The sequence below is a fragment of the Streptomyces sp. NPDC059452 genome (assembly GCF_042750035.1).
Classification (GTDB): Bacteria; Actinomycetota; Actinomycetes; order Streptomycetales; family Streptomycetaceae; genus Streptomyces.
Genome location: NZ_JBHYVE010000011.1, coordinates 13723 through 36329 on the forward strand (window position 1 = coordinate 13723; position 22607 = coordinate 36329).

Sequence of the window (22607 nt, forward strand, 5' to 3'; positions counted from 1 at the left end):
GGGGCGGTGATACGGGGCTCTGTTGCAGGGCTCTGTTGCGGGGCTCCGCTAAGGGGCTCTGTTACGGAGCTCGGCAACCGGAGCCCCGTAACGGATGGTGTCGCACCACCACTCTCGGTGACCGTTATGTCACGATTGCTGACGTTTCCCTGCGCGTGCTCCGGCATCCCCGGGCGCCGCCCGTCCCGATCCGTGAGCCACCGTCGTCCGAGGGGGCTGGATGTCCGGCCGCAGCACCATCCGCAGAGTCTTCGGCGTTCTCCCCGCCCTGGCCGCCGTCGCCCTGACGGCCGCCCTCACGGCGGGCTGTTCCTCGCCGGGCGGCGCGAGCCCCGCGGCCGCCGAGGCCGGGTCCGTACGCGGCGAACCCGCGCCGAGCGCGGCGTCCCCGTACTGGGTCGACCCCGACAGCGCCGCCGCCCGCCAGGTGCGCACCTGGGACCGGCAGGGGCGGGAGGCGGACGCGAAGGCGCTGCGGCGGATCGCGGACCGCCCGGTGGCGCTCTGGCCCGCCTGGGACGATCCGGCCCCGGAGATCAGGGACGCCGCGCAGGCCGCCGCCCGTACGGAGAAGAGCATCCTGCTCGTCGCGTACAACATCCCCCACCGGGACTGCGGGCTCTACTCTGCAGGCGGCGCGAAGGACGCGGACACCTACCGGTCCTGGATCGACGAGTTCGCCGACGCCATCGGGGACGCCCCGGCGACCGTGATCCTGGAGCCCGACGCCCTCCCGCACATCGCGGACGGCTGCACCCCGCCCGAGCACCATGCCGAGCGCTACGAACTGCTCTCCGAGGCCGTGGACGCCCTCAAGGCCAACTCGCGGACCAAGGTCTACCTGGACGCGGGCAACCCGGACTGGATCACGGAACCGTACAAGATCGCGGAGCCACTGCGGCAGGCCGGGATCGACCGGGCCGACGGCTTCTCGCTGAACGTCTCCAACTTCCAGTCGAACGCGAGCGTGAAGGAGTACGGCGCCCTCCTCTCCGACTCCGTCGGCGGCGCGCACTACGTGATCGACACCAGCCGCAACGGCGGCGGCCCCCTGACCGGGGACCGCGCCGAGGCCTGGTGCAACCCGCCGGGCCGGGCGCTCGGCACCCCGCCGACCACCGACACCCGCGACGACCGGCTCGACGCCTACCTGTGGATCAAGCGGCCCGGCGAGTCGGACGGCACCTGCCGGGGCGGGCCCGAGGCGGGCACCTGGTGGCCGGAGTACGCACTGGGGCTGGCCCGCCGCGCGAAATCCTGAAGTCCGTCGGGTGAAGCCCCGAGTGCGCCGCGCGAAATCCTGAAGTCCGTCGGGCAAAGCTCTGAGTCCGCCGCGCGAAGTCCTGAGGACCGGCCATAGTTCAAAGATTGCGCAACCTCTAAAGTGTTGCCATGGGATACGAAGCCAGGGCACACACGACAGCCCAAGGACAGCAGCGGGCACAAGAACCCTCGTGGGAGACCGCCGTACTCGTCGGCGGCCCCGCGGACGGGGCACGCATGCGGGTCGCCGACCGGCCTTCCGTAGTGCAGGTTACGTACCCCTGCGAGCTGGACGGACCGGCGGGCGGCGCACGGGCGGACGCGCTCTTCGTCTACCGGCGCGACCCTCGCGTGGAAGGCGAGCCCCTGCGGTACCGGGTCGATCCGGCCAGCCCCTGACACCCGTACCCGGCCGTGGCGGCCCCCGGGATCAGGACACCTTGACCCACTTCGCCTCCGACGGGATGCCGTCGGTGTCCGTCACGAAGAGCATGTACCAGCCGGGCGGCACCAGCGTCGCGTCGTCCGGCACGCTCAGGCTCACCTCGCCCTTCCCCTTCTTCAGGCCCAGCTCGACGGAGCGCTGCTCCACGTCCGTGGTGTGGGTGACCGCGCTCGGCCGCATCAGCCGGGCCGTGGCGATCCGGTCCGCGTCGGCGCTCTTGAAGGTGACGGTCTTCCCGCGCACGACCGCCTCCGGGCCGGCCCCGATCACCGGGCGCTTGTCCTTGCCCCGGTGCAGGGCGGGCGGGGTGTAGACCTCCATGCGCTGCTCGAACTTGCCGAGCTTGGTGTTGTCCTTGTCCCCGTAGAGCGAGTCCGAACCGAAGGTCGCCACCCGGCCGTCGGGCAGCAGCAGCGCCTCGGAGTGGTAGTTGCGGCCCACCGTCGGTTCGGCCGCCTCCTTGAAGGTGTTGGTCTTCGGGTCGTAGGACTGCGCCTTGAGGATGTTGCTGTTGCCGCGGCCCCGGTAGTCCACGGAACCGCCGCTGGTGAAGACGGTGTCGTCCGGCATGATCACGCTGTTGAGGTAGCGCGTGCCCTGCGGCAGATCGGGGCCCGGCTTGAAGGCCGGGCTGGCCTCCTTGAGGTCGATGACCGCCGTGCGGGCCGTGGACTTCTTCGACTCGCCGACCCCGCCGCCGCCGAGGACCATCACCTTCTGGTCCTGGACGGGCGGCAGCATCAGCGAGGCCGCCGTCTCCAGCTGGTCGGTGTCGGTCAGGCCGGGCACCTTGGTGAAGGTGTTCTTCTTCAGGTCCCAGATCCCGGGCTCGCGGCCCTTGTCGGCCGGGCCGTAACCGGCGTTGGCGCCCGGGTAGAAGAGCTTGCCGCCCTTGGTGAGGAAGAGCGCCGGGTAGGTCGGGAAGTAGTGGAAGGGGCCCTTGGCCCACTTCTTGGTCTTCGGGTCGTAGATCTCGTTGTCGCCCGGCAGGATCGCGCCCACGTCGTCCAGGCCGGAGACCGAGAGCACCCGGCCGTCCTCCAGGCCGACGAGCGTCGGGTACCAGCGGGCCTCCTTCATCGGGTCGACCGGGATGTACTTCTCCGCCGTCGGGTCGAACTCGTAGGCGGCCCTGATCCCCTGGAAGTCCTGCTTGTCCATGGTGATCTTCTCGGCGAGCCCGTAGGAGTTGTCGGCCTCCTTGCCCTTCAGCCCGACGATCTCGTACTGGGCGGCTTCCGGTGCCACCGCCTCCACACCGTCCTTCACCGCCTCCACGAAGACCCGCTGCTCCGCCGCCGTCACCTTCGTCTTCCACGGCTTCATCTGGCCGCTCTTGAAGTACGTGACCTCGAACTCGCGCTTGGCCTTGGGCACGGTGACGTCGAACTTGGCCACGTACTCGACACCGGAGGGCGAACGGAAGACCGTGCCCTTCTTCAGCTTCAGCGGCTTGTCCGGGTTCTCGTTCTTGACCCGCATCCCGCCGCCCGCCCGCTCCACCTTGTCGTCCAGCACCTCGTAGCGGGCGGTGCCCCCGGCGATCAGCAGCCGCCCGTCCGGGAGCTGGGCGTGACCGGCGCAGAAGAAGTCCTCGGGGGTGGGGATCTTCTGGAAGGTGTTCTCCGCCGGGTCCCACAGCACGGTGTCGAAAGTGCCCGCGTCGAAGTTCTTCTGGTCGTTGCCGGAGCCCGCGACGATCAGCACCTTGCCGGTGTGCAGCAGCGCCGCGTGGATGGCGTTGGTCCGGTAGTCCTTCGGGATGTCGACGCGCTCCCAGGAGCCGTACTGCGCCTTGTACTTCGGCTGGGCGATCTTGTACGCGTGGTACTGGTCCTCCGCGAAGGAGAGTGCCGCCGGGGCGTTGAGCCCCGCGAGCACGACCACGGCGCCGGTGCCCAGGAGCGTCTTCCTCATCTTCTTCGAAGGCCGGTAGGCCATGGCTCAGTTCCCTCCTGCGGTGGTGGTGGCGGTGGTACCGGCCGTCGCGGTGCCGGCCGCCGGAGCGCTGGTCGTGGTGGTCGTGGTGGTGGTCGTCGTGGTGGTGACGAACGCCGTCTCGGGCAGCGGCTGTACGGGGGTGGGGGCGGGTACGGCGCTGCGCGCCCGTTCACGCCGGTCCCGCCACTGGGTCCAGGCCCACACCGCGACCGGGGAGAGGGCTATCGCGAGCCCCAGCGTCGCCCATGTGCGCATCGCGACATGGGTGTGGTCCAGGTAGACGGAGGCCGCGAGCGAGGAGAACAGGACCGCCGCCCAGAAGAGGTGGATACGGAAGGTGAGCAGCCGGTCCGGGGAGGTCTGGCCGCCCTTGGGCGTGACGACGAACCGGCCGTCGGTGCGCAGCACCGCCGAGCCGAGCGACTTGAGGTAGATCGGCGCGGAGAGCGCGGACATGGCCATCCCGGCGAGGCCGCCGGAGCCCTCGGGTTCGTGCGGGGAGACGTTGTGCCGCCGGTTCCAGAGGTACAGCCCGATCTGGAGGGCCGCCGCGTCGCTGTAGAGCATCAGCCAGATGGAGGCGGCGACCTGGGTGCCGGACGCCCCGAACCAGAGGAAGAGCACACAGCTCCCCACGCCCAGCAGCCAGTTGACGGCCGTCATCGGGTAGTAGACGAGCATCAGGGTGTAGCTGAGGAGCCGGCCGGGCGGCACCCGGAACAGCATCCGGGCGTACTGCTTGAACAGCGTCTCGTACGTCCCCCGGGACCAGCGGAGCTGCTGGGTGAAGAAGTCCGTCCAGGAGGAGGGCCCCTCCCCGACGGCCAGCACGTCGGGGGTGTAGACGGAACGCCAGAAGCGCCCGGTGACGGGGTTGCGGCGGCGGTGGATCTCGAAGCCGGTCGCCATGTCCTCGGTGATCGAGTCGTAGAGCCCGCCGACCTGCCGCAGCGCGGCGATGCGGACGACGTTGTTGGTGCCGACGAACATCGGGGCGCCGTAGCGGTTGCCCGCGCGCTGGATCAGCGCGTGGAAGAGGAACTGCTGCGACTCGGCGGCCTTGGTGACGGCCGAGTCGTAGTTCCCGTAGACCTGCGGCCCGACGACGAAGGCGATGTCGGGGTCGCGGAAGTAGCCCAGCATCCGTTCCAGGAAGTTGGGCATCGGCACGTGGTCGGTGTCGACGGAGGCGAAGAAGTCGTAGTCGTCGCCGTGCAGGGCGATCCAGGCGTTGTAGTTGCCGTGTTTCGTCTTCGCCTTGTGGACGCCCTTCTTACGGTTCCACTCGGGCACCCCGTGCCGGGTGAAGTGGTGCACGCCCAGCTCCGCGCAGAGCATCCGGGCGGCCGGGTCGTCGCCCTCGTCGAGGAGCCAGATGTCCAGCGGACCGGGGTGCGTCATGCGGACGGCGCCCTTGAGGGTGGCGCGCACCATCGAGAGCGGTTCCTTGCCGGGGACGTACGTGGTGAGGAAGGCGACCCGGGTGCCCGGCTCGGGCGTCACGGGTACGGGGTCCCGGGCGACCATCGTCGCGTGCGCGATGGAGACGACGTTGACCAGCATGAAGAACCCGATCAGGCCGATCGAGACCAGCATCACGGTGTCGGCGACGACGAGCCAGCGCTCCCCGTTCTCCCGGTCGGTCCAGTGCGTGGGCCAGATCAGGTAGAGCATCAGGGTGGCGGTCAGCACCGGGGCCAGCGTCATCAGGAGGACGGCCCTTATTCGGTGCTTCTCCGTCGAGAGCAGGGATCGGTACCGGACTCGGTATCCCTCGGGGTCCGGCTCGGTGAGCGGACCCGCGAGCCGGCTGTAGGTGTCGTAGTCGTAGCCCTCCGACCGCACCGTGCCTCCCACTGTCGAACGGGTTGATATCCCCACAGAAGGGGACAGGTCACGGTATGTCGACCTGGCAGGTCCGAGTGAGCGGTTCTTGGTCCGGAGCCGGAAAAGCCCCCGGCCGTGTGGCGGCAGGGGGCTTATCGGGTGAACGCGGGGCGCGGAGGCCGGACGGGGTATCAGGGGGCGAGATGGCGCTCCACGGTCTCGACCTTCGAGGTCAGGCCGTCGGTGACGCCGGGCCGGATGTCGGCCTTCAGTACCAGGGAGACGCGTCCCGCGCGGGCTTCGACGGCGGCCACGGCGCGCTTGACGACGTCCATGACCTCGTCCCACTCCCCCTCGAGGTGAACATGGCGTCGGTCCGGTTGGGCAGCCCCGACTCCCGTACGACCCGCACGGCGTCGGCCACGTACTCGCCGACGTCCTCACCGACACCGAGCGGGGAGACCGAGAACGCGACGATCATGCGCTGACCGTGCCCTCGCGGCGGGCGCGGGCGGCGATGACGCCGTCGGCCTCGTACTGCTTGAGCAGCTTGTCGCCGTAGAGGCCGCCGAAGGGGATCAGCGACAGGACGAAGAAGAGGGCGACGCGCTTGAGCGGCCACTTCGCCTTCATCCAGACGTCGAGCAGGAACACGGCGTAGATCACGAAGAGGATGCCGTGGATCATGCCGAGCGGCATCATCAGGAAGTCGATGTCCGAGACCCGGCTCAGGACCGAGCCGAAGAGGATCAGGGCCGGGAAGGACAGCGCCTCGGGAATCGAGATGAGGCGCAGCCGGTGCAGGGCGGAAGCGGTCTTGATGTCCACAGGGGCACCTTCGGTGGGAGGGGTCGTGTGGGCGGGAGGGGGGGTCCTACCGGCTTGTGAACGCGGGCACAAGCCGCTCCCATTGTGGCATCGCGCCGGTACGCCCCCGGAGCCGGGGGCCACCCTCCCCGCGGCCGCGCGTATCACCGCATATCAGGGCCGGTCCGGGTGCGCGTCGGGGATGTGTCCTGGGTGCGCATCAGGGGCGTAACGGGTTCACCGGAGCCTGGCCGGGGCGGGGCGCGGGCGGCTACCTTCGTCGCGTGGCGATGTTCCGACTCCAAGGCAGCAAGACGCTCGCCGTCGATCTGACGGGCGATGCCGTCAAGGCGAAGAACGGCTCGATGGTCGCGTACGACGGCCGGATGACCTTCAAGAAGATGACCGGCGGCGGTGAGGGCATCCGCGGGATGGTGACCCGCCGGCTGACCGGCGAGCAGATGGCCGTGATGGAGGTGTCCGGGCAGGGCACCTGCTACTTCGCCGACCGGGCGAGCGACATCAACCTGGTCACGCTGCACGGCGACAAGCTGTACGTGGAGGCGAGCAATCTGCTGGCCACCGACACCGGGCTGCGCACGGGCACGACCTTCACCGGCCTGCGCGGCGGGGCGAGCGGCAACGGGCTGTTCACCACCACGGTGGAGGGCACCGGGCAGGCGGCGATCATGTCGGACGGGGAGGCGGTGCTGCTGCGGGTGACGCCGCAGTATCCGCTCACGGTCGACCCCGGCGCGTACATCGCCCACCAGGGCAGTCTGCAACAGCACTTCCAGGCCGGGGTGAACTTCCGGACGCTGATCGGCGAGGGCTCGGGCGAGGCGTTCCAGATCCGCTTCGAGGGCGACGGGCTGGTCTACGTACAGCCGAGCGAGCGCAACACCGTCGGGGGCGATGTCTGATGCCGTTCCGGGAGATCAACTCCAAGATGATCGAGGCCACGGTGGTGCCGGGCCAGAAGCTGTTCAGCCAGCGCGGCGCGATGCTGGCCTACCGGGGCGAGGTCTCCTTCACCCCGAACATCCAGGGCGGTCAGGGCGGTTTCGCCTCGATGATCGGCCGCCGGGTGGCGGGCGAGGCGACCCCGCTGATGACGGTCGAGGGCTCGGGCACGGTGATGTTCGGCCACGGCGGCCACCACATCCAGGTGATCAACCTGGCCGGCGACACCCTGTACGTGGAGGCCGACCGCCTCCTCGCCTTCGACGGCTCCCTCCAGCAGGGCACGATGTTCATGGGCTCGCAGGGCGGGGTGATGGGCATGGTGCGCGGCCAGGTGACCGGCCAGGGCCTGTTCACCACCACGCTCCAGGGGCACGGCGCGGTCGCGGTGATGGCGCACGGCGGGGTGATCGAGCTGCCGATCGCCCCGGGCCGGGACATCCGGGTCGATCCGCAGGCGTACGTGGCCCACCACGGGGAGGTCCGCAACAAGCTGTCCACCGCGCTCGGCTGGCGGGACATGGTGGGGCGCGGCTCCGGCGAGGCGTTCCAGCTGGAGCTGAGCGGGAGCGGCGCGGTGTACGTCCAGGCCTCGGAGGAGAAGCTGTGAGCACGCCCGTGATCTTCGACCCGATGACGCTGCCGTCGGACGACAACGTCAACTCCTACACCTTCTGCGTGGAGCTCAAGGGGAGCCGGTGGTTCCTCCAGAAGGGCAAGATGATCGCCTACTACGGGCAGATCAACTTCGACGGGATCGGCCACGGCCGGTTCGAGCGGCTGGTGCGCTCCAGCTTCCATTCGCCGCTGCACGCGAGCGACTGGGTGGTGGCCGAGGGCAGCGGGAAGATGCTGCTGGCGGACCGGGCCTTCGATGTGAACTCCTTCGACCTGGAGGACGGGAATCTCACGATCCGCTCGGGGAACCTGCTGGCGTACGAGCCCTCGCTCGCGCTGAAGCAGTCGATCGTCCCCGGGTTCGTGACGCTGATCGGTACGGGGAAGTTCGTGGCCGCCTCGAACGGTCCCGTGGTCTTCATGGAGCCGCCGCTGCGGGTCGATCCGCAGGCGCTGGTGGGGTGGGCCGACTGCCCCTCGCCGTGCCACCACTACGACCACGGGTACATGACGGGCGTGATGGGCGGAATCCGGTCACTGACGGGCATCGGCGGCACCTCGGGCGAGGAGCACCAGTTCGAGTTCGTGGGGGCGGGTACGGTGCTGATGCAGTCCAGCGAGGCCCTGATGGCGGAGCGCTCCACGGGCGCGGTGCCGGGTGAACCGGGTGTCCCGGGCGGCGGTTCCGGACCGCGTGCGCCCGGCCAGCTGGGGGACCTCCAGCGTCGCTTCGGCTTGTGAGCGGTAGGCTGCGGAGTGTGACGTCGAACGTCTGCGCCCAGCCGTCGGCCCTTGCCAACGAGCCTGTCGGTACTCCGGCAGCCCTGAGGTGCCCGCCGTCACGCCCGTTACTTTCGTCCGGCTTTCAACTTCTTAGGTAGAATCCATATATGGAGACCGAGACGGCCACCCGCTGGCTGAGCGATACGGAGCAGTGCGCCTGGCGCACCCACCTGGACGTCAGCAGGCTGCTGATGCACCAGCTGGAGAAGGACCTCCAGCCGTTCGGCCTGACCATGAACGACTACGAGATCCTGGTCAACCTCTCCGAGTCCGAGGAACAGCGGATGCGGATGAGCGACCTCGCCGCCGCCACGCTCCAGTCCAAGAGCCGGCTCTCGCACCAGATCACCCGGATGGAGACCGCGGGTCTCGTCCGCCGCACCCACTGCGAGTCGGACCGGCGGGGGCTGTACGCGGTCCTCACCGAGCTGGGCGCGGAGACCATGAAGAAGGTCGCCCCGCACCATGTGGAATCGGTGCGCAAGCACTTCATGGACCTGCTCTCCCCCGAGGCGCTCGCGGAGCTGCACGCGGCGCTGACGCCGATCGCGGAGCATCTGCGGGGGCGGCGCGGGAAGCCGTAAGGGCCCCGTGTCACGCCCCTGGGGGCGCCGGGCTCCCCGGCCCCCTCAGGCCGCTCAGGCCCCTCAGGCCGCTCGGGGCAGCCACAGCCGGAACGCCGCGCCGCCCTCGGGCGCCCGGTGGACCGTGAGCGTCCCGCCGTGGCGCGTGGCCACGTCCCGGGCGATGGCGAGGCCGAGACCCGCGCCGCCGTCGTCGCGGCTTCGGGCGTCGTCGAGCCGGACGAACCGTTCGAAGATCCGCTCCCGCTCGTCCTCGGGAACGCCCGCCCCGTCGTCGCGGACCTCCACCCGCACTCCGCCCTCGTCGGCCGCCACCTGGACGGTGATCCGGTTCTCGGTGTGCCGCTGGGCGTTGTCCAGCAGGTTGCCGACCACCCGGGCCAGCTGCCCGCGCGAGCCGTTCACCTCGAACGCCCCGCCCTCCTCCACCTCCACCGTCACCGGAACCCGGTCCGCGGTCCGCTGGGACACCTCCTCGCGGACGAGCGCCCCCACCTCAAGACGCGCGCTCCCCGGCTTCTCCCCCGCGTCCAGCCGGGCCAACAACAGCAGGTCCGCCGCCAGCGCCTGGAGGCGTACGGTGTCGGCGACCGCGCCCGGGAGGTCCAGCAGCTCCGGGTGGGCCTCGGCCACCTCCAGCTGGGTGCGGAGCGAGGCGATCGGGGAGCGCAGCTCGTGGGAGGCGTCCGCCACGAACCGCCGCTGCCGCTCCACGGACGCCTCCAGGACGGTGAGCGTCTCGTTGGTGGTCCGGGCCAGGCGCGCGATCTCGTCGCGCGAGTCGGGCTCCGGGACGCGGCGGGCCAGGTCCTCGGAGGCGGTGATCGCGGCCATCTCGCGGCGGATGCCCTCCACGGGCCGCAGCGCGCGCCGGGTCACCAGCCAGGTCACGGCGGCGACGACGGCCAGCAGGAGCGGAAGGCCCGTCAGCATGGCCCCGCGTACGGTGTTCACCGCCTCCTGCTCGGCGGCGAGCGGGGCACCCGCGTGGACGGTCAGGGTGAGTCCGGCGGGGGTGGTCGCCTCGACGGCGGCGAACCGGTAGTCGGCGCTCTTCCCGCCCACGGTGGCGGTGCCGTCGGAGAAGTCCGGGTCGTCGGAGGAGACCTCGCCCCGGCCGGGCCGCCCGCTGTCGTCGTCCCCGTCGTCATCGTCGTCGTCATCATCGTCGTCGCCGTCGTCCCCGGGTGAGGGGGTGGCGCCGGCCGAGGCGGAGGGTACGGGGCTGACGCCCGGCGAACGGGTCCCGGAGACGGCCTGGAGCCCCTTCGACACGAACACCACCCGCCCCTCCTCGTCGGTCACCTGGACCGGGTGGTCCTCCTCGTCGTCCAGGTCCAGATCCTCGTACGCCGTGTCCAGGGCGAGCTGCCCGGCCACCTCGCGGGCGGCCACCTCCGCCTGGAGGTCCGCCTGGTCGATCAGGTTGGCCCGCAGGACGAGGAGCACGGCGAGCCCGGCGGCGACCAGGGCGACGGCGACGACGAGGGTGGCGCCGATGGCGGCCCGGGCCCGTACGGACCTCACAGCGCCTCCAGCCGGTACCCGGCGCCACGCACCGTACGGATGGACGCGGCGCCCAACTTGCGGCGCAGGGTGGAGATGTAGACCTCGACGATGTTCGGGTCGCCGTCGTAGGCGAAGTCCCAGACGTGCTCCAGGATCTCCGCCTTGCTGACCACCTGCCCGGCGCGCAGGGCGAGTTGTTCCAGCACCGCGAACTCCTTGGCGGTGAGGGCGTATTCGTCCTCGCCGCGGTGGACCCGGCGGGCGGCGGTGTCGATCCGGAGGGTGCCGACGGTCAGCACGGGCGCGGCGGTCCCGGCCCCGCGCCGACGCAGCAGGGCCCGCACCCGGGCGACGAGGACGACGTAGCTGAAGGGCTTGGTCAGGTAGTCGTCCGCGCCCGTGTCCAGCCCCTCGGCCTCGTCGTACTCGCCGTCCTTGGCGGTCAGCATGAGGATCGGCACCTCGTGCCCGGCGGCGCGGAGGGCCGCGCAGACGCGGTAGCCGTTCATGCCGGGCAGCATGATGTCGAGGATCACCAGGTCGTAGCCGCCCTCGCCCGCCCGGTGCAGCCCTTCCAGCCCGTCGTGCACGACATCCACGGCGAAGCCCTCGGCGGTGAGTCCCCGGGCGAGGGACACCGCGAGACGCTTCTCGTCCTCCACGATCAACAGGCGCATGCGCACAGCCTCGCAAACTCCACCTGAAGACGGCTTCAGGTGGCTTCAGGCTGCGTTCAGCAACGGGTCGGCAGTGTGGATCCCGTCGAACAGCAAGCACCTCTCGGGGAGGAACCTCATGAAGCGCAACGCCACCATCGCGGCGATCACCGCGGCCGTCCTGATCGGCGGCACGGCCGCCGCCACCGTCGCCTTCGCGGACGACGACGACCGCCGCCCGGCCACGACGACCCAGCAGCCGACGACGGGCGGCGAGCGCTCGGACGACCGCGACGACAACCGCTCGGACGACCGCTCCCCCGCCACCGGGACCACCACCATCACGCTGGACCGGGCGGTGGCGGCGGCCCTGAAGAGCGTTCCCGGCACGGTCACCGAAGCCGAGCTGGACGACGACGATGACGACGACCACAACGGCCGTACGGTCTGGGAGCTGGACGTCTACGGCTCCGACAGGAACTGGTACGACGTGACGGTGGACGCCACCACCGGCAAGGTCCTGAAGACCCGCGAGGACGACGACAACGACGACCGCGACCGCCACGCGCCCCGCACCTCCCCCGTCACCCTGAACGCGGCGGCGGACGCGGCGCTGAAGACCGCACCGGGCCGCGTCACGTCGATCGACCTGGACGACGATGACGATGACGACGACAACGGCCGCCGGGGCAACGTCCTGCGCTGGGACGTCGACATCACCGGCAAGGACGGCAAGCAGCACGAACTGAAGGTCGACGCGAAGACCGGCAAGGTCACGGTGGACCTCGACGACGACGGTGACGGTGCCGGTGCCGGTGCCGGTGACGACGACCGGGACGACCAGAACGACGACCGCGATGACCGGGACGACCGCGACGGTGACGACGACTGACCCGCCGCCCGGCGCGTCCGAGCAGCACGGCCCCGTACCGCAGCAGCGGTGCGGGGCCGTTCGGCGCTCGGCACCGACGGCTGAGGAAGCAACCCTCGGAGGAAGAGCAAAAGTTAAAAGCGTTAAGCGGGCGTGAGGGAGCTTCTCACCCCTCCCCCGTCAGCCCCGCCACCAGCTCGTCCGCCGCCGCGTACGGGTCCAGGTCGCCCGCCACGATGCGTTCGGCCAGGGCCTGGAGGCGGCGGTCGCCGCGCAGGTCGGCGATCTTCTCCCGCAGCGCCGTGACCGCGATCGTTTCGACCTCGTGGGACGCGCGGGCCGCTCGGCGTTCGGCCAGGACGCCGTGCTCCTCCATCCAGGCGCGGTGCTTCTCCAGGGCCTCGACCACCTCGTCGATGCCCTCGCCCCGGGCGGCGACCGTCTTCACGATCGGGGGGCGCCAGTCGCCGGGGGCGCGGGACTGGCCCAGGCCCAGCATGTGGTTCAGCTCGCGGGCGGTGGCGTCGGCGCCGTCGCGGTCGGCCTTGTTGACCACGTAGACGTCACCGATCTCCAGGATCCCGGCCTTGGCCGCCTGGATGCCGTCGCCCATGCCCGGGGCGAGCAGGACGACCGAGGTGTCGGCCTGGGAGGCGATCTCCACCTCGGACTGGCCGACGCCGACCGTCTCGACCAGGACCACGTCGCAGCCCGCCGCGTCCAGCACCCGGATCGCCTGCGGGGCGGACCAGGCGAGGCCGCCCAGGTGGCCCCGGGTGGCCATGGAGCGGATGTAGACGCCGGGGTCGGAGGCGTGGTCCGACATCCGGACCCGGTCGCCCAGCAGGGCGCCGCCGGAGAAGGGGGACGACGGGTCGACGGCCAGGACGCCGACCCGCTTGCCCGCCCGGCGGTAGGCGGAGACCAGGGCGGAGGTGGACGTGGACTTGCCGACGCCCGGCGAGCCCGTCAGCCCGACGACGTACGCATGGCCCGCCAGCGGGGCCAGTGCCGCCATCACCTCGCGCAGCTGCGGGGACGCCCCCTCCACCAGCGAGATCAGCCGGGCCACCGCACGCGGCCTGCCTGCTCGCGCCTGCTCGACCAGCGTGGGGACGTCCACGTCCACGTTCACCGCTCCGTTCTCGCCTTGCCTCGTGTCGTTACGGTGTTACTTGCCCGGGACGCGGATGATCAACGCGTCACCCTGGCCGCCGCCCCCGCACAGCGCCGCGGCGCCCGTGCCGCCGCCGCGCCGCTTCAGCTCCAGGGCCAGGTGCAGGACGACCCGGGCGCCGGACATGCCGATCGGGTGGCCGAGCGCGATGGCGCCGCCGTTGACGTTGACCTTGTCCGGGGTGACGCCGAGGTCCTTCATGGACTGTACGGCGACGGCGGCGAAGGCCTCGTTGATCTCGATCAGGTCGAGGTCGTCGACCGTCAGACCGTCCTTCTTGAGAGCGTGCTTGATCGCGTTGGAGGGCTGCGACTGGAGGGAGTTGTCGGGGCCCGCGACGTTTCCGTGGGCGCCGATCTCGGCGATCCAGTCGAGCCCCAGCTCCTGCGCCCTGGCCTTGCTCATGACGACGACGGCGGCGGCCCCGTCGGAGATCTGCGAGGAGGTGCCCGCGGTGATCGTGCCGTCCTTGGCGAAGGCGGGGCGGAGCTTGCCGAGCGACTCGACCGTGGTCTCGGGGCGGATGCCCTCGTCGTTCGAGAAGAGGACCGGGTCGCCCTTGCGCTGCGGAATCTCGACCGGGGTGATCTCGGCCTCGAAGATGCCGTTCTTCTGGGCGGCGGCGGCCCGCTGGTGGGAGAGGGCGCCGATCTCGTCCTGGGCGGCGCGGTCCAGGCCCAGGCGGCTGTTGTGCTTCTCGGTGGACTCGCCCATGGGGATGTTCTCGTAGGCGTCGGTGAGACCGTCGTACGCCATCGAGTCCAGCATCTCGATCGCGCCGTACTTGTAGCCCTCGCGGGACTTGGGGAGCAGGTGCGGGGCGTTGGTCATGGATTCCTGGCCGCCCGCGACCACGACGTCGAACTCCCCGGCGCGGATGAGCTGGTCGGCCAGCGCGATGGCGTCGAGCCCGGAGAGACACACCTTGTTGATGGTGAGCGCGGGCACGTTCATCGGAATGCCTGCCTTGACGGCGGCCTGGCGGGCGGGGATCTGGCCCGCGCCGGCCTGGAGCACCTGGCCCATGATCACGTACTGGACCTGGTCGCCGCCGATGCCGGCCCGGTCCAGGGCCGCCTTGATCGCCGCACCGCCGAGGTCGGCCGCGGAGAAGCTCTTGAGGGAGCCGAGGAGGCGGCCCATGGGCGTCCGGGCGCCCGCGACGATCACTGAGGTGGTGGTACCGGTCGTTGCTGGCATGGGCACGGCCCCTTGGGTCGGATGTGAACGAGGGTTTACTTGAATGTACTGAGCGGTACCGCGCCCGTCATCCGGCTGCCGGTGTGACGGCGCGCACGTTGTGTAACCGTGGCGAGCGGGGTGGCGCGGAGCCATGCTGAGTCCATGCTGACGCGAATCGACCACATCGGGATCGCCTGTTTCGACCTGGACAAGACGGTGGAGTTCTACCGTGCCACGTACGGGTTCGAGGTGTTCCACAGCGAGATCAACGAGGAGCAGGGCGTCCGGGAGGCCATGCTCAAGATCAACGGAACCTCGGACGGCGGGGCTTCGTACCTCCAGCTGCTGGAGCCCACCCGCGAGGACTCCGCCGTGGGCAAGTGGCTGGCAAAGAACGGGGAGGGCGTCCACCACATCGCCTTCGGTACCGAAGACGTCGACGGGGACGCCGCGGACATCCGCGAGAAGGGCGTCCGGGTGCTGTACGACGAGCCCAGGACGGGGTCGATGGGGTCCCGGATCACGTTCCTGCACCCCAAGGACTGCCACGGCGTCCTCACCGAACTGGTCACGAGCAACCCGGAGCACTGACCCGGCGCAGACCCGGCCCGGTAGAGTGGGCAATTCCGGGCCGGGGCCGGGTCGGGGCCGTACCGCGTCCTCGTCGTTTGTCTGTCACCATTCCCCGAGGGCAACTCGTCGGCGAGCTGTCCTCGTGTGCAGAGTTGCGACCAGGGTTGGGGTCTCCCCTGCTCGACCAGAGTTGAGAGCTCGGGGAAGGATGGGACCGCGCAGTGCGGGGCTACGAAAGCCAGGAGAGCCACCGAGCTGAAGACGACCATCTCTCGCGGTTCGAAGCCGAGATGGCCCGGCTGAAGACCGACCGGGAGAAGGCCGTCCAGCACGCCGAGGACCTCGGTTACCAGGTCGAGGTCTTGCGCGCCAAGCTGCACGAGGCCCGGCGCAATCTGGCCACCCGCCCCGCGTACGACAGCGCGGACATGGGCTACCAGGCCGAGCAGATGCTGCGGAACGCGCAGGTGCAGGCCGAGCAGCTGCGCAGCGACGCCGAGCGCGAGCTGCGCGAGGCGCGCGCCCAGACACAGCGCATCCTCCAGGAGCACGCCGAGCATCAGGCGCGCCTCCAGGCGGAGTTGCACAACGAGGCCGTCCAGCGCAGGCAGCAGCTCGACCAGGAGCTGGCCGAGCGCCGGCAGACCGTCGAGTCGCACGTCAACGAGAACGTCGCCTGGGCCGAACAGCTGCGGGCCCGCACCGAGTCGCAGGCCCGCCGCCTGCTGGACGAGTCCCGGGCCGAGGCCGAACAGGCGCTGGCCGCCGCCCGGGCCGAGGCCGCCCGGCTGGCCGAGGAGACCCGGCAGCGCGTCGGCTCCGAGGCGGAGGCCGCCCGGTCCGAAGCCGAAGCGATCCTGCTGCGCGCCCGCAAGGACGCCGAACGCATGCTGGGCGCCGCCTCCGCGCAGGCCCAGGAGGCCACCAGCCACGCGGAGCAGCTGCGCTCCAGCACCACGGCGGAGACCTCGCAGGCCCGCCAGCAGACGGCCGAGCTGAACCGGGCCGCCGAGCAGCGGCTCCAGGAGGCCGAGACCCGGCTGCGCGAATCCCGGCTGGAGGCCGAGAAGACCCTCGCCGAGGCGAAGGAGGCCGCGGCCAAGAAGCTGGCCGCCTCCGAGTCGCAGAACGAGCAGCGCACCCGTACGGCCAAGTCGGAGATCGCCCGGCTGGTCGGCGAGGCCACCAAGAGCGCGGAGACGCTCAAGGAGGAGGCCGAGCAGGCCCTCGCCGACGCCCGTGCCGAGGCCGACCGCGTGGTCGCCGAGGCGGCCGAGAAGGCCCGTACGGCAGCCGCCGAGGACGCCGCGGCCCAGCTCGCCAAGGCGGCCCGCAGCGCCGAGGAAGTCCTCACCAAGGCCTCCGAGGACGCCCGGTCGACCACGAAGGCCGCGAGCGAGGAGGCCGAGCGCATCCGCCGCGAGGCCGAGGCCGAGGCGGACCGGCTGCGCGGCGAGGCCGCCGAGCAGGCGGACGAGCTCAAGGGTGCGGCGAAGGACGACACCAAGGAGTACCGGGCCAAGACGGTCGAGCTCCAGGAGGAGGCCCGCCGGCTGCGCGGCGAGGCCGAGCAGCTGCGCTCCGAGGCGGTCGCCGAGGGCGAGCGCATCCGGGGCGAGGCCCGCCGCGAGGCGGTCCAGCAGCTGGAGGAGGGCGCCCGCAAGGCGGAGGAGCTGCTGACCGAGGCACGCTCCGACGCGGACGAGCTGCGCACCAAGGCGAACGGCGAGAGCGAGCGCATCCGCGCCGAGGCCGCCGAGCGCGCGGCCACCCTGCGCAAGCAAGCAGAAGAGACGCTGGAGCGCACCCGCGCCGAGGCCGAGAAGCTGCGGGCCGAGGCCGAGGAGCAGGCGGAGGCCACCACGGCCGGGGCCGAGCGGGCCGCCGCCGAGCTGCGCGAGGAGACCGAGCGCGCGGTCGCCGCCCGGCAGGCCGAGGCCGCCGACGAGCTGGAGCGGCTGCACACCGAGGCCGAGACCCGGCTCGCCGCCGCCGAGGAGGCGCTCGGCGAAGCCCGTACGGAAGCGGAGCGGATCCGCCGCGAGACGACCGAGGAGGCGGAGCGGCAGCGCGCCGAGGCCGCCGAGCGGGCCCGTGCGCTGACCGAGCAGGCCGGGGCGGAGGCCGAGCGGCTGCGTGACGAGGCCGCGGCGGACGCCTCGCAGTCCCGTGCCGAGGGCGAGAGCATCGCCGTACGGCTGCGGAGCGAGGCCGCCGCCGAGGCCGAGCGGCTGAAGACCGAGGCGCAGGAGAGTGCCGACCGGGTGCGCGCGGAGGCCGCTGCCGCCGCCGAGCGGGTCGGGGCCGAGGCCGCCGAGGCGCTGGAGGCCGCCCAGGAGGAGGCCACGCGCCGCCGCCGGGAGGCCGAGGAGATCCTCGGCGCCGCCCGTACGGAAGCGGGGCAGGAGCGCGAGCGGGCCCGCGAGCAGAGCGAGGAGCTGCTCGCCTCCGCCCGCAAGCGGGTGGAGGAGGCGCAGGCCGAGGCGCAGCGGCTGGTCGAGGAGGCGGACGCCCGGGCGACCGAGCTGGTCTCGGCGGCCGAGCAGACCGCCCAGCAGGTGCGGGACTCCGTCTCCGGGCTCCAGGAGCAGGCCGAGGAGGAGATCGCCGGGCTGCGCTCGACGGCCGAGCATGTCGCGGAGCGCACCCGTACCGAGGCGCAGGAGGAGGCGGACCGGGTCCGCGCCGACGCGCACGCCGAGCGGGACCGCGCCTCCGAGGACGCGGGCAGGCTGCGCCGGGAGGCGGGCGAGGAGGCCGACCGGCTCCGGCGGGAGGCCCACGAGGAGACGGAGGCCGCCAAGGCGCTGGCCGAGCGTACGGTCTCCGAGGCGATCGCCGAGTCGGAGCGGCTGCGCGCGGACACCTCGGAGTACAGCCAGCGGGTGCGTACGGAGGCGTCCGACGCCCTCGCCTCGGCGGAGCAGGACGCGTCGAAGGCCCGGGCCGAGGCCCGGCAGGACGCCAACCGCATCCGTTCGGAGGCGGCGGCCCAGTCGGACCGGCTCATGGCCGAGTCGACGACCGAGAGCGAGCGCATCCGCAACGAGGCGGCCCAGTCCTCCGAGCAGCTCGTGGTGGAGGCCACCACGGAGGCCAACCGGCGCCGCAAGGACGCGAACGAGCAGGCCGACCGGCTGCTGGCCGAGGCGGGCGAGGAGGCCGAGCGGCTGCGTACGGAGGCGGCCGAGCACCTCGGCTCCGCGCAGGAGCACGCCGCCCGCACCCGCGAGGAGGCCGAACGGCTGCGCGCCGAGGCGGAGTCGGTGGCCGAGGAGCTGCGCTCCCAGGCCCGCCAGGAGGCGGACCGGGTGGTGGACGAGGCGCGCGAGGCGGCGGCCAAGCGCCGGGCGGACGCGGCGGAGCAGGCGGACCAGCTCATCAACAAGGCGCGGGAAGAGGCGCTGCGTACGGCCACCGAGGCGGAGACACAGGCCGACACCATGGTCGGCGCGGCCCGCAAGGAGGCCGAGCGGATCACCTCGGAGGCGACCGTCGAGGGCAACACCCTGGTGGAGCGCGCCCGCACCGACGCCGACGAGCTGCTGGTCGGCGCGCGGCGCGACGCGACCCAGATCCGGGAGCGGGCCGAGGAGCTGCGGGCCCGGCTGGAGAGCGAGATCGAGGAGCTCCACGAGCGGGCCCGGCGCGAGACGTCCGAGCAGATGAAGACCGCGGGCGAGCGCGTCGACAACCTGATGAAGGCGGCGACCGAGCAGCGCGACGAGGCCGAGGCGAAGGCCAAGGAGCTGCTGGCCGAGGCCAATTCGGAGGCGAGCAAGGTCCGGATCGCCGCGGTGAAACGGGCCGAGTCGCTACTGAAGGAGGCCGAGGCCAAGAAGGCCGGGCTGATCCGCGAGGCGGAGAAGCTGCGGGCCGACGCGCAGGCCGAGGCGGAGAAGACGGTCGCCGACGGGAAACACGAGCTGGACGTCCTGGTGCGCAGGCGCGAGGACATCAATACGGAGATCTCCCGTGTCCAGGACGTGCTGGAGGCGTTGGAGTCTTTCGAGGCTCCCGGCGGGGGCGGCAAACCGGCGGACGGACCGGCCGGGGGCGCCAAGGCACCCGCGACGGCGGGCACGCGGTCGGGGGGCAAGTCGTCGGGGAGGTAGCGGTCGCGGGGCTCCGGTCCTACGGGGGACGCCGAACGGCAGACGTACGGGTGACACCGAACGGCAGACTTACGGGGGAGAACGCAGCAGACGTACGGGGGAGAAGACGTACGGGGGAGAAACAGAGGACGTCCGGAGGAAGCAGGCGTACGGGGGCGCGTGCTTCGTCATGGACATTCAACCCTTCGAGTGGCAAGCACTCCGGGGGTCAGCCACTCAAAAGGGGTGTCATTCTCCAGATCAAACCGACATCTGCACGCTGACACGCCGCTATGGCCCCTAGGATTCCCCTATCACCTCACCGGTCTCATTCGACAGGAACCCCATGAGTGACCCTTCCTCCCCCTTCGGCTTCGAGCTCGTGCGACGTGGTTACGACCGCGGTCAGGTGGACGACCGCATTACCAAGCTCGTCGCCGACCGTGATAGCGCCCTGGCCCGCATCACGTCCCTGGAAAAGCGGATCGAGGAGCTGCACCTCGAAACGCAGAACGCCCAGGCCCAGGTGAACGACGCCGAGCCGTCGTACGCCGGGCTCGGTGCCCGTGTCGAGAAGATCCTCCGCCTCGCCGAGGAGGAGGCCAAGGACCTGCGCGAGGAGGCCCGTCGCGCCGCCGAGCAGCACCGCGAGCTGGCCGAGTCGGCCGCCCAGCAGGTGCGCAACGACGCGGAGTCCTTCGCGGCCGAGCGCAAGTCGAAGGCCGAGGACGAGGGCGTCCGCATCGTCGAGAAGGCCAAGGGCGAGGCGACCACGCTGCGCAGCGAGGCCCAGAAGGACGCGCAGCAGAAGCGCGAGGAGGCGGACGCCCTCTTCGAGGAGACCCGTGCCAAGGCCGCCCAGGCCGCCGCCGACTTCGAGACGAACCTCGCCAAGCGCCGTGAGCAGTCGGAGCGCGACCTCGCGTCCCGTCAGGCCAAGGCCGAGAAGCGCCTCGCCGAGATCGAGCACCGCGCCGAGCAGCTCCGCCTGGAGGCCGAGAAGCTCCGCACGGACGCCGAGCGCCGGGCCCGCCAGACGGTGGAGACCGCGCAGCGCCAGGCCGAGGACATCGTGGCCGACGCCAACGCCAAGGCCGACCGGATCCGCAGCGAGTCCGAGCGCGAGCTCGCGGCGCTCACCAACCGCCGCGACTCCATCAACGCGCAGCTGACCAACGTCCGCGAGATGCTGGCCACGCTGACCGGTGCCGCGGTGGCCGCCGCCGGCTCCCCGGTGGACGACGAGCCCGCCCAGCGCGGTGTTCCGGCCCAGCAGACCCGCTGATTCACGGAACGCCTCGTTCCGCGCGCCCGGTTCCGCCTTTGTGGTGGCGCCGGGCGCGCGGCCGTTCTAGCGTGTGTCCATGATCGAGCTCGAAGGACTGACCAAGCGATTCGGCACCAAGGTCGCCGTGGACCATCTGACATGCCAGGTGAGACCGGGCATGGTGACCGGTTTCCTGGGCCCCAACGGGGCGGGGAAATCCACCACCATGCGGATGATGCTCGATCTGGACAGGCCCACCAGCGGTACGGTGCGCATCGACGGCAAGCCCTACCACGAACTCCAGGAACCGCTGAAGTACATCGGGGCGCTGCTCGACGCCAAGTCGATGAACGGCGGCCGCAGCGCGTACAACAACCTGCTCTGTCTCGCGCAGAGCAACCGCATCCCGAGCAAGCGGGTCGACGAGGTCCTGGACACCGTCGGTCTGGGCGCGGTCGCGAAGAAGAAGTCCAAGGGCTTCTCCCTCGGCATGGGCCAGCGCCTCGGCATCGCCTCCGCCCTGCTGGGCGACCCCGAGATCCTGATGTTCGACGAACCCGTCAACGGTCTGGACCCCGAGGGCATCCACTGGATCCGCAACCTGATGAAGGCGCTCGCCGCCGAAGGCCGGACGATCTTCGTCTCCTCCCATCTGATGAGCGAAATGGCGCTCACGGCGGACCATTTGATCGTGATCGGCCAGGGCAGGCTGCTCGCCGACACCTCCATGGCGGACTTCATCCATGAGAACTCCCGCAGTTATGTACGGCTGCGCTCACCGCAGCCGGAGCAGCTGCGTGACGCCCTGAGCCAGGGGGGCTTCACCGCCGTCGAGGCGGACGGCGGCGTCCTGGAGGTCGACGGCGCCACCACCGAGGAGCTCGGCGAACTGGCGGCCCGTCACCAGGTCGTACTGCACGAGCTGAGCGCACAGCGGGCCTCCCTGGAGGAGGCGTTCATGCAGATGACCGCCTCGTCCGTGGAGTATCACGCCCACTCCGGACCGAGCGGGGCGCAACCGCCTCCGGTGGCCGGGCAGGGCTGGGGCGAGGGCTGGGACCAGCCCGGAGGCACCGCCTCCCCCACCGCCACCGACAGCACCGCCGAGACCTCCGGCACCTCCGGCACCGACAACCAGGGGGCGTGACGACGATGGCTTCGGTACCCGCAGTCCTCAACTCCGAGTGGACCAAGATCCGCACGGTCTCCTCCACCACCTGGACGCTCATCTGCGCGTTCGCCGTCACGGTCGCCATGAGCGCGGGCATCAGCGCCCTGCTGAACGTCACGTACGACGACCTCTCCGAGGCCGAGCGGCTCACCTTCGACCCGACGCTCGTCAGCTTCTCCGGGACGGCCCTGGGCCAGCTCGCCATGATCGTGTTCGGGGTGCTCGTGATCGGTACGGAGTACAGCTCCGGCATGATCCGCACCTCACTGGCGGCCGTGCCGCAGCGCGGGACGCTCCTCTTCAGCAAGATCGCCGTGGCCGGGGTGCTGGCCCTCCTGGTCGGCCTGCTCACCAGCTTCGTCTCGTTCTTCCTCAGCCAGGCCCTGCTGGGCGACCGGGGAACCACCCTCGGCGAGGAGAACGTCCTGCGCGCGGTGGTCGGCGCCGGTCTCTACATGGGGCTGATCGCGATCTTCTCCATGGGCGTCACGGCGATGCTGCGCAGCTCCATGCTGTCGATGGGCATCCTGATCCCGTTCTTCCTGCTGATCTCCACCATCCTGGCCGCGGTGCCGTACGCCAAGGACGTCATCCAGTACTTCCCCGACCGGGCCGGGTCGAAGATCATGCAGGTCGTCCCGGACGCGCTGGGCAGCGATCCCGCGCCCTACGGCCCCTGGGGCGGGCTCGGGATCATGGTCGCCTGGGTGGTGGCGGCGGTGATCGGCGGCTACCTGGTGCTGAGGAACCGGGACGCGTAGAGCCCGTAACGGTCCGCTCGCAGCCGGTACGGAACTTGGCCGGAACCGTCAAGGCCTGGTTATCCTCCTAACTCTTACGGGGGGTGTGTGGCCAGGCGGCCCCAGCCCCGACCAC

The 22607-nt window shown here is 71.1% G+C and carries 19 protein-coding genes and 1 pseudogene; 12 read left to right on the top strand and 8 right to left on the bottom strand.

The window, feature by feature from the left end:
* Positions 1-220: 220 nt before the first annotated feature.
* Entirely contained in the window at positions 221-1261 is a 1041-nt protein-coding gene (locus tag ACFW9Z_RS16535; protein ID WP_384640617.1) for a glycoside hydrolase family 6 protein, read from the top strand.
* A gap of 131 nt (positions 1262-1392) precedes the next feature.
* Positions 1393-1662: a hypothetical protein gene (locus ACFW9Z_RS16540; protein WP_384640620.1), complete on the top strand. Its 270-nt coding sequence runs from the start codon at positions 1393-1395 to the stop codon at positions 1660-1662.
* A gap of 31 nt (positions 1663-1693) precedes the next feature.
* On the opposite strand, the gene ACFW9Z_RS16545 is transcribed toward ACFW9Z_RS16540, so the two are convergent.
* The 4 genes and pseudogenes from ACFW9Z_RS16545 to ACFW9Z_RS16560 all read right to left on the bottom strand — a co-directional run bounded on the left by ACFW9Z_RS16545 (position 1694) and on the right by ACFW9Z_RS16560 (position 6304).
* Positions 1694-3649, bottom strand: coding sequence for a galactose oxidase-like domain-containing protein (locus tag ACFW9Z_RS16545; RefSeq protein ID WP_384640623.1), 1956 nt, complete (start codon positions 3647-3649; stop codon positions 1694-1696).
* Between the two features lie 3 nt (positions 3650-3652).
* Complete coding sequence (locus ACFW9Z_RS16550) at positions 3653-5494, bottom strand: glycosyltransferase family 2 protein (protein WP_384640626.1); 1842 nt, start codon at positions 5492-5494, stop codon at positions 3653-3655.
* Positions 5495-5667: 173 nt separating this feature from the next.
* Positions 5668-5957: pseudogene (locus ACFW9Z_RS16555) on the bottom strand (MTH1187 family thiamine-binding protein).
* Positions 5954-6304, bottom strand: a complete 351-nt coding sequence (locus tag ACFW9Z_RS16560; protein WP_019762251.1) for a DUF3817 domain-containing protein — start codon at positions 6302-6304, stop codon at positions 5954-5956. Before ACFW9Z_RS16560 ends, ACFW9Z_RS16555 begins: the two are co-directional and overlap by 4 nt.
* A 269-nt stretch (positions 6305-6573) precedes the next feature.
* Here ACFW9Z_RS16560 and ACFW9Z_RS16565 point away from each other — a divergent pair, with 269 nt between their 5' ends.
* The 4 genes from ACFW9Z_RS16565 (at position 6574) to ACFW9Z_RS16580 (ending at position 9231) form a co-directional block, all read left to right on the top strand.
* The gene (locus ACFW9Z_RS16565) at positions 6574-7206 is read left to right on the top strand and encodes an AIM24 family protein (RefSeq protein ID WP_384641116.1); all 633 of its coding nucleotides are present in this window, start codon (positions 6574-6576) and stop codon (positions 7204-7206) included.
* On the top strand, positions 7206-7856 hold the full coding sequence (locus ACFW9Z_RS16570) for an AIM24 family protein (RefSeq protein ID WP_384640630.1): 651 nt from the start codon (positions 7206-7208) through the stop codon (positions 7854-7856). Before ACFW9Z_RS16565 ends, ACFW9Z_RS16570 begins: the two co-directional genes overlap by 1 nt.
* Entirely contained in the window at positions 7853-8605 is a 753-nt protein-coding gene (locus ACFW9Z_RS16575) for an AIM24 family protein (RefSeq protein ID WP_384640632.1), read from the top strand. Before ACFW9Z_RS16570 ends, ACFW9Z_RS16575 begins: the two co-directional genes overlap by 4 nt.
* Positions 8606-8754: 149 nt before the next feature.
* Entirely contained in the window at positions 8755-9231 is a 477-nt protein-coding gene (locus tag ACFW9Z_RS16580) for a MarR family winged helix-turn-helix transcriptional regulator (RefSeq protein ID WP_384640635.1), read from the top strand.
* Between the two features lie 63 nt (positions 9232-9294).
* Here the strand turns inward: ACFW9Z_RS16580 and ACFW9Z_RS16585 are convergent, their stop codons facing one another.
* Both ACFW9Z_RS16585 and ACFW9Z_RS16590 read right to left on the bottom strand, forming a co-directional pair.
* Complete coding sequence (locus tag ACFW9Z_RS16585) at positions 9295-10758, bottom strand: sensor histidine kinase (RefSeq protein WP_384640638.1); 1464 nt, start codon at positions 10756-10758, stop codon at positions 9295-9297.
* Complete coding sequence (locus tag ACFW9Z_RS16590; protein WP_384640640.1) at positions 10755-11417, bottom strand: response regulator transcription factor; 663 nt, start codon at positions 11415-11417, stop codon at positions 10755-10757. The genes ACFW9Z_RS16585 and ACFW9Z_RS16590 overlap by 4 nt, the downstream gene beginning before the upstream one ends.
* A 118-nt stretch (positions 11418-11535) precedes the next feature.
* On the opposite strand from ACFW9Z_RS16590, the gene ACFW9Z_RS16595 reads away from it, so the two are divergent.
* Positions 11536-12288 carry a PepSY domain-containing protein gene (locus tag ACFW9Z_RS16595; protein WP_384640642.1) on the top strand — a complete coding sequence of 251 codons (753 nt, stop codon included), beginning with the start codon at positions 11536-11538 and terminating at the stop codon, positions 12286-12288.
* 145 nt (positions 12289-12433) lie between these two features.
* Here the strand turns inward: ACFW9Z_RS16595 and meaB are convergent, their stop codons facing one another.
* Positions 12434-13402, bottom strand: coding sequence for a methylmalonyl Co-A mutase-associated GTPase MeaB (gene meaB / locus ACFW9Z_RS16600; RefSeq protein WP_384640645.1), 969 nt, complete (start codon positions 13400-13402; stop codon positions 12434-12436).
* A gap of 36 nt (positions 13403-13438) precedes the next feature.
* Positions 13439-14644: an acetyl-CoA C-acetyltransferase gene (locus ACFW9Z_RS16605; protein WP_384640647.1), complete on the bottom strand. Its 1206-nt coding sequence runs from the start codon at positions 14642-14644 to the stop codon at positions 13439-13441.
* Between the two features lie 144 nt (positions 14645-14788).
* Here ACFW9Z_RS16605 and mce point away from each other — a divergent pair, with 144 nt between their 5' ends.
* The 5 genes from mce to ACFW9Z_RS16630 all read left to right on the top strand — a co-directional run bounded on the left by mce (position 14789) and on the right by ACFW9Z_RS16630 (position 22492).
* Positions 14789-15217 (top strand): methylmalonyl-CoA epimerase, encoded by a 429-nt coding sequence (mce, locus tag ACFW9Z_RS16610; RefSeq protein WP_384640649.1) that lies wholly within the window; start codon positions 14789-14791, stop codon positions 15215-15217.
* Positions 15218-15420: 203 nt separating this feature from the next.
* Positions 15421-19314, top strand: a complete 3894-nt coding sequence (gene scy / locus ACFW9Z_RS16615) for a polarized growth protein Scy (RefSeq protein WP_384640652.1) — start codon at positions 15421-15423, stop codon at positions 19312-19314.
* 325 nt (positions 19315-19639) lie between these two features.
* Positions 19640-20578: a cellulose-binding protein gene (locus ACFW9Z_RS16620; protein WP_384640655.1), complete on the top strand. Its 939-nt coding sequence runs from the start codon at positions 19640-19642 to the stop codon at positions 20576-20578.
* Positions 20579-20657: 79 nt separating this feature from the next.
* Complete coding sequence (locus ACFW9Z_RS16625) at positions 20658-21707, top strand: ABC transporter ATP-binding protein (protein ID WP_384640658.1); 1050 nt, start codon at positions 20658-20660, stop codon at positions 21705-21707.
* Between the two features lie 5 nt (positions 21708-21712).
* A complete protein-coding gene (locus ACFW9Z_RS16630) occupies positions 21713-22492 on the top strand; it encodes an ABC transporter permease (RefSeq protein WP_384640660.1) in 780 nt (259 codons plus the stop codon).
* Positions 22493-22607: the final 115 nt, after the last annotated feature.